1 protein-coding gene is annotated in these 1,025 nt (G+C 31.0%); it reads right to left on the bottom strand.

The features are described 5' to 3' along the window. Positions 1 to 69: 69 nt before the first annotated feature. Entirely contained in the window at positions 70 to 963 is an 894-nt protein-coding gene (locus J2S15_RS20280) for an IS200/IS605 family accessory protein TnpB-related protein (RefSeq protein ID WP_307412315.1), read from the bottom strand. Positions 964 to 1,025 lie beyond the last annotated feature (62 nt).

The raw sequence follows: 1,025 nt of genomic DNA, 5'->3' as shown, positions 1-1,025 counted from the left end.
ACCGACCAATCATCTTCCACTAGTGATTGCATTAATATTATAGTTCCATCTATTTCTTAGTTATCTATTCTAGTCTGAGAAACTCATTCCTCGTCTTGCGATTACATAACTCGCTGCTAGATGAGTGCTAAGTCCTTTTGATTGTTGATACTTCTCTTTTCCTATCTTGCTTGTATAGGCCGGATTTACTCTTTCTACTGCAACATCCTCTTTGTATGCTCTTGATTCAATTGTTTCTATTATCTTCGTATAAGCAAAATTACTTAATACTTCATTTACTCGTTTTTTGTTATATTTCATTTGTTGCTTTTTATAGGTAAAGTTTAAGTTTTCAATAATCAATGTCTTTTGATGTTGTTTGCATATATTAATCACTTCTTTGCTAACTTCTCGTAGTATCCATAATCTTTGATTACTTGTTTTTCGTTTTAATCTGTAATTGATTTTCTTCGTACCAATAATGTTTCCATGTTCATTAGTTACTGTAAGTGCAATATGATCTACATTGATATCAATTCCTACTACTCCCTCTGCTTTTGTAGTGGTTGTTTCTTTTTCTGGTAGTTCCAGTATTGCTTTGATAATAAAGTAATCTCTAGACAGTTCTAACACATAACAAATTGCTTTTCCTGGTGTGTTATGTATTAACTTCACTTTCTCTTCTAATAACTCTTTTTGATAATAAAACTGGATTGGTAAGTAAATCGTTTCATTAATTCCTCGATATATCATGGTATTACTATCTAGTTCATATTTGAATAAGTTATTACCATACTTTCCTTGTCTTCTTCCTTGGATAATCATTTGCTTATTTCTTTGGTGAAGATAATTTTCTCGCCACTTTTGATGATTATTGATATACTCTTCTTTTGTATATTGGGCTTTGAATAACTTACTGCTTCCAAAGCATATTTGCTTTGGATGTTTCTTGTAGTTAGCTATTTCTTGTTTCTTTCTTTTCATCTTCCACAGCAACACCTTCAATCGATGATTCAAGTGTTTCATCATTACTTTGATATACAGCT

The organism is Breznakia pachnodae (assembly GCF_030814225.1).
GTDB classification, from domain to species: Bacteria; Bacillota_I; Bacilli_A; order Erysipelotrichales; family Erysipelotrichaceae; genus Breznakia; species Breznakia pachnodae.
The sequence above is the reverse complement of the archived record's forward strand: the minus strand, read 5'-3'. Positions and strand labels throughout refer to the sequence as shown.

Excerpts from the sequence above, each read along its gene's own strand:
- J2S15_RS20280 (WP_307412315.1), bottom strand. The coding sequence starts at position 963 with ATGAAAAGAAAGAAACAAGAAATAGCTAACTACAAGAAACATCCAAAG.